7 protein-coding genes are annotated in these 5,518 nt (G+C 40.9%); all 7 read left to right on the forward strand.

Going from position 1 to position 5,518, the window contains the following annotated elements:
• On the forward strand, positions 1–2,006 hold a 2,006-nt coding region (locus tag ACVPON_RS07005), incomplete at its 5' end, for an HNH endonuclease (RefSeq protein ID WP_462877537.1).
• A gap of 15 nt (positions 2,007–2,021) precedes the next feature.
• Positions 2,022–2,504, forward strand: a complete 483-nt coding sequence (locus tag ACVPON_RS07010) for a DUF6985 domain-containing protein (RefSeq protein WP_462877540.1) — start codon at positions 2,022–2,024, stop codon at positions 2,502–2,504.
• Between the two features lie 8 nt (positions 2,505–2,512).
• Positions 2,513–4,030 carry a hypothetical protein gene (locus ACVPON_RS07015; RefSeq protein WP_462877542.1) on the forward strand — a complete coding sequence of 506 codons (1,518 nt, stop codon included), beginning with the start codon at positions 2,513–2,515 and terminating at the stop codon, positions 4,028–4,030.
• Between the two features lies 1 nt (position 4,031).
• Positions 4,032–4,418: a hypothetical protein gene (locus ACVPON_RS07020; protein ID WP_462877545.1), complete on the forward strand. Its 387-nt coding sequence runs from the start codon at positions 4,032–4,034 to the stop codon at positions 4,416–4,418.
• Between the two features lie 12 nt (positions 4,419–4,430).
• Positions 4,431–4,817, forward strand: coding sequence for a hypothetical protein (locus ACVPON_RS07025; RefSeq protein ID WP_462877547.1), 387 nt, complete (start codon positions 4,431–4,433; stop codon positions 4,815–4,817).
• Between the two features lie 12 nt (positions 4,818–4,829).
• Positions 4,830–5,249: a hypothetical protein gene (locus ACVPON_RS07030; protein WP_462877549.1), complete on the forward strand. Its 420-nt coding sequence runs from the start codon at positions 4,830–4,832 to the stop codon at positions 5,247–5,249.
• A gap of 53 nt (positions 5,250–5,302) precedes the next feature.
• Positions 5,303–5,518 (forward strand): DUF4176 domain-containing protein (locus ACVPON_RS07035; protein ID WP_462877552.1); only part of this gene is annotated, 216 nt, incomplete at its 3' end.

A 5,518-nucleotide genomic window follows, 5' to 3' on the forward strand; every position in this document is an offset into this window, starting at 1 on the left:
AGCTAGATACTGCGAAAAGTGGGATGAATGCCATCATTACCAGCAACTCCATGTATGGGGAAGTTGGGAAAGCGATCACGAATGAAATCAATAATGTCCATAACCCTGTGATCGTTGGCTTAAAGAATGGCTTAGAATTTCTAGGCTCTGAGTTTTCCAAGACGATTACAGACTTCCAGAATGTTGTTGAAGAAACTTCTACAACAGCAGTTCTGGCAGAGGAGACTTTGGATGATGCGGTCAAAAAATTGGATGAGGCAGATGAACAACATAAGACCATGGATACGAACTTCAAGAGTATCTATGATGGTATTTCGAGTCTCTATCATCTGAGCGCTCCGTTAAGCAGCACCTTCTATACCAATACCCAGACGGCACGGCAGTATGTTCAGGATACGAAAAATAAGATTCTAGCCTTTGATACGATGCCCTCAACCAGCGGTACTGAGCAACTATTTAGCGCTTTAAGTAGCCAGCTGGCAGTTGCAGGAAGAGTAAAGAGTTTGAGCTATAGTGATCCTATTTTGACGAGCTTTGTGGCGTATGGCGACCTTGGTCAAGCGATTTATGAGATGGATCAGCAGTATGCAAAAGCCAAAGCAGAAGCGATTGAGGCTGCTAAACGCAAGGAGGAACAAGAGGCAGCAGAACGGGAAGCCTCTTATCGTCGTCATCATCCCATCCAAGCCTGGCTGAAGGATCGTTCTGATGAGATTGGTTCTTGGTGGGGGGATGTCGTTGAGGGGACACGGAACCTACCGCTTCCTCAAGGAGTGAAGGACACGCTCCTGTTTACGGAAGGTTTTATTGGTGCAGCTGGAAGTATGATTTCAGAGACTGCGATAGGTGCGGTTGATTTGACACAGATCATTGATATTGCCATTACTGATGGCGTTAATCGTCTGACAGGTGTCCAAACTCCAGAGTGGATGAAGCAAGACTTGAAAGGGACAGTAGATAATCTGTCTAGCCTTGTAGAATTAGGAGTAGGAACCTATACTGCTCTGACTGATCCAGTAGCGGCTATACGTGGACAGGCTCCCAATGCTAGTTATATGGATAAGGCTGCTTATCGAGCTCAGCAGACAGGGAAAGCTCTTTGGGATCAGATTACTCACATGGATGCCTATGATGTAGGAGGTCTGACTTTCGAGGTTGCCAGTCTTTTGGTTGGTCCAGCAGCTGTAGGTAAGGTGGCTAAGGGGACAAATATTGGAGCTAAGGCAGCTGAGATGATTGGCTTAGCCAAAAGCAGTACCAAGGTAAGAATCCTCGCAACTGTCGAAAAATGGGGCTCAAAGGTTGATAATATCTTAGCGAAGAGCAATCCTGTCATTCGTCAATTTGGGGAGAAATTATTAGATACCCGAATTCCAGCTGGCCTCCGTCGGGAAGCCTTTACCTTTGCGGATGAAGTAGGCTCACTGTCTGCCTTTAGCGTTGAGAGCAAGACGCTGCGTGAAGCCATGCAGTTCTCTAGTAAACATGTGGATGAGTTGTCACAAGGTGTAAGTGGTTCTGTTAGGACGGAGAGAAATCTTGAAGCTGTATTGGAAAAAGCTAAAAAAGGAGAGCCTGTTAGCACTTACCAAGAAAGATTGAATCAGACTCCCGTAAATGAAGGTCATTGGACAGGTGAAAGAGGAGAGTCTACATTTATTTCAAACAAAGATGAAGTTAGAAAAATTTTAGATGATGTAAATTTAGAAGGTATAGAGTATGAAAATGCGATACCAGATTTTTCACCTGTCTCTAAAGGTGAAGTGAAAATTACAGATATGGGTATTGATAGAAATGCTAACTTTAGACAAGCTGATGAGATCCTTGCTAGGGAATTAGGGAAAACTCGTCGAGAAATTATTAAGTTTAGAAAAGAAAATAAACTAACGTGGCATGAACTTAATGACATGACGAGTATGCAACTAGTTCCGAGTATCGTAAATGGCAAATTTGGACATTTAGGCGGTGTTTCAGAAGTCAAAAAGTTGTTGGAATTATTGAAGTAGAAGAAGAGGTATGAAATGAAGATAGTACATCCTGTTTTTGGGGAATTGACATTTAATAATGGTTGGACTAAGAGTATTAAATTAAATATTTTCAAAAAGGAATTTTCTGTTGAAATAAATATTGATGCAGATGAAGATGCGGTGTTTGATGAAAACCAAATCAAAGCTTTTGAATTTTTTTTCAGTGATGTTCAGAACTGTGTTATCCAAGCCGAGATTGGTATTGTTGGATATTATAATTCAATAATTGATGAGGTACTTGATAGACTGGATTCAGAATCTAATTTTGGTCAGAAGTTGTTAAATGCTAAAGATAATCCGAGTGAAATTTTTAAATTTTTGACAGTGAAACAAATTATGATTCCGATGAACTTTGATGATAATACACGCGAAGCAGGTTTCATTTGTGATTGTGAATGGGATATTGAAAATGGTGTTGGAATAAAATATATTAATGAACAAATATCAGAAATAGGATTTCAAGATATTTTGCTATAGTTGAAGTTATGTTCGGCAGACCTCAATCATCAGTACTGAGCAACTGTTTAGTACTTAAGGATCGTTCTGATGAGATTGGTTCTTGGTGGGGGGATGTCGTTGAGGGGACACGGAACCTACCGCTTCCTCAAGATGTGAAGGACACGCTCCTGTTTACGGAAGGTTTTATTGGTGCAGCTGGAAGTATGATTTCAGAGACTGCGATAGGTGCGGTTGATTTGACACAGATTATTGATATTGCCATTACTGATGGTGTTAATCGTCTGACAGGTGTCCAAACTCCAGAGTGGATGAAGCGAGACTTGAAAGGGACAGTAGATAATCTGTCTAGCCTTGTAGAATTAGGAGTAGGAACCTATACTGCTCTGACTGATCCAGTAGCGGCTATACGTGGACAGGCTCCCAATGCTAGTTATATGGATAAGGCTGCTTATCGAGCTCAGCAGACAGGGAAAGCTCTCTGGGATCAGATTATTCACATGGATGCCTATGATATAGGAGGTCTGACTTTCGAGATTGCCAGTCTTTTTGTTAGTGCAGCAGCTGTAGGTAAGGTGGCTAAGGGGACAAATATTGGAGCTAAGGCCGCTGAGATGATTGGCTTAGCCAAGAACAGTACCAAGGTAAGAATCCTCGCAACTGTCGAAAAATGGGGCTCAAAGGTTGACAATATCTTAGCGAAGAGCAATCCTGTCATTCGGCAATTTGGGGAGAAATTATTAGATACCCGAATTCCAGCTGGCCTCCGTCGGGAAGCCTTTACCTTTGCGGATGAAGTAGGCTCACTGTCTGCCTTTAGCGTTGAGAGCAAGACGCTGCGTGAAGCCATGCAGTTCTCAAGTAAACATGCGGATGAGGTGATAGAGAAAACAAGCAGACTTCCTTTTATCGAAGGGATGAGCCCAGAAGATGCCCGTCGCTATGAACAATGGACTAAGTATGCAGAGGCCGGTCTTAGTCCAGAAGACCGTGTCCGAGTGTTGGAAATTTCGGAGAAGGCACCGAAAATTAGGATGAAAAAAGGGGTAAATCAGCAGGAATATTTTGAAAAAATAATTTCTACTAATAAAGATATTACCCCTAGACCTAATCCAGAGAGATATCTAGATTTAGACTATATTGAGGCTCACAAGAAGCAATTTGATAATGGTGCAATCAAGATTCAGAAATTTACTCCTCAAAAAGGTGGCTACAACAATGGCGCTATAGGAAATGAGGCAGATCATGTGGCTTTTGTCATGCCAAAGGATGTTGGTGAAACCTTGATTGACGTTAGTCAAGGTGATCCAAGAATTCTGGAAGACTTATTGGGACTTCATCCAGGAGATCTAGGGGATTCACCAGTCATCATAGATATTCCAAAAGAATCAATTCATAATTTAAAAGTCCCAAGTGGAAATGAGAAGTCGGCATTTGATGGATACTGGAAACCAGGAGGAAGAACTTATCCCGGTAATATGCCAGAAGCTGTTATTGATGAAGTTCCATGGGGAGAATATACATTTAGACCATTAGGAGGAAACTAAGATGGGCATTACCAATATTACATGGGAAGAATACGAAACGTTCAAGAAAGTAGAAACACCAGATAATCTTTATATCCGAGAACATAATGGGAATTACTATACTTTTTTCGAGCTTGGCATAGCTTCTGTCCGCCGTGTTTTTGAGATACAGGCTACTGACTTTAATGAATATTTATCAGGAAGACATTCTGCGGAGGACTTGCTTTTTAAATCACAAAATGATGCTTGGCCACCTAATGTGTCACAAGAGGAAGCTGACAGAATATTTTTAAGAGCTAATCCTGAATTACTGAAAAATGATGTGGGAAATCAGGCCTTGTTTACTCGCCAAGAGCTAGAAGAATTATTACCAGAAGGGTCAGAAATTCTATCAAGTAGTGATGATTAAAATAAATTTGATATGGAACACAGTCAATTAACATGGGAAGACGTTATCAAGTTTGAGGAAGTAGCAGGTTATGGTCAGCATATCTGGAAACACGGGGAACAATATTATCTTGTTGAGGAGGAAGGAGGCATAGCGGTACAACGAGTAGTTTATGAGTTGCCTATAGAGCTATTAAAATTGCTTGAAAGTGGAGAAAAAACTATGGTTGATATTCATTATAAGCTACAAAATGATGTTTGGCCATCTAATGTGTCACAAGAGGAAGCTGACAGAATATTTTTAAGAGCTAATCCTGAATTACTGAAAAATGATATGGGAAATCAAGCCTTGTTTACTCGCCAAGAGCTAGAAGAATTATTACCAGAAGGGTCAGAAATTCTATCAAGTAGTGATGATTAAAATAAATTTGATATGGAACATAGTCAATTAACATGGGAAGAGGTCAGTCAATATGACGAAGTCACAGGATATGGACAAAGAGTGTGGAGACATGATGGCAAGTATTACTTTGTAGCAAATGAAGGAGGTATTGCAGAACAACGAGTAGTTTATGAGTTGCCACCAGATTTGTTTCAACTATTGGAAAGCGGTCAAAGAAGTCTGGGGGATATTCATTATAAATTAAGAGAAGATGCTTGGTCATCAACGGAAGAGGAGAGAAGAAAAACGAGAAAAAGGATCATAGAAGAAAAATTAACACCTTTAATTGCCAATCCAACAAGTTGGGATCTCTTTACCCAAGAGGAACTCAAAAAACTAATCCCTCTAGCAGAACAAAAATGGATTGATTGGAAGGGCAAACTTCCAGACAATTATAGTAATCCTCTTTAGGTTCTGTCGTTGAGCTAGATTTGGAGTTGTTACCAGAGGAACTCAAAAAAAGTTTGGCAGAGGGACCAGGTCCACTTGTTACGATTTCAGGGCGCAAGATGCCACTTCAAGAAGGTTTCGATGACTATGTGGTAGATTATCTAGCTCGCATCTGGCCTTTGGGTGAGATGCCTGGAGTGGATGCTTTTTTTGTCAGTAACATGATGATTGAGCGGCTTCGTTTTGAAGGCTATAGTGACGAGTGGGAAAGTCAGTTTACCGAGGATATT

The sequence above is a fragment of the Streptococcus sp. 1F3 genome (genome assembly GCF_054968985.1).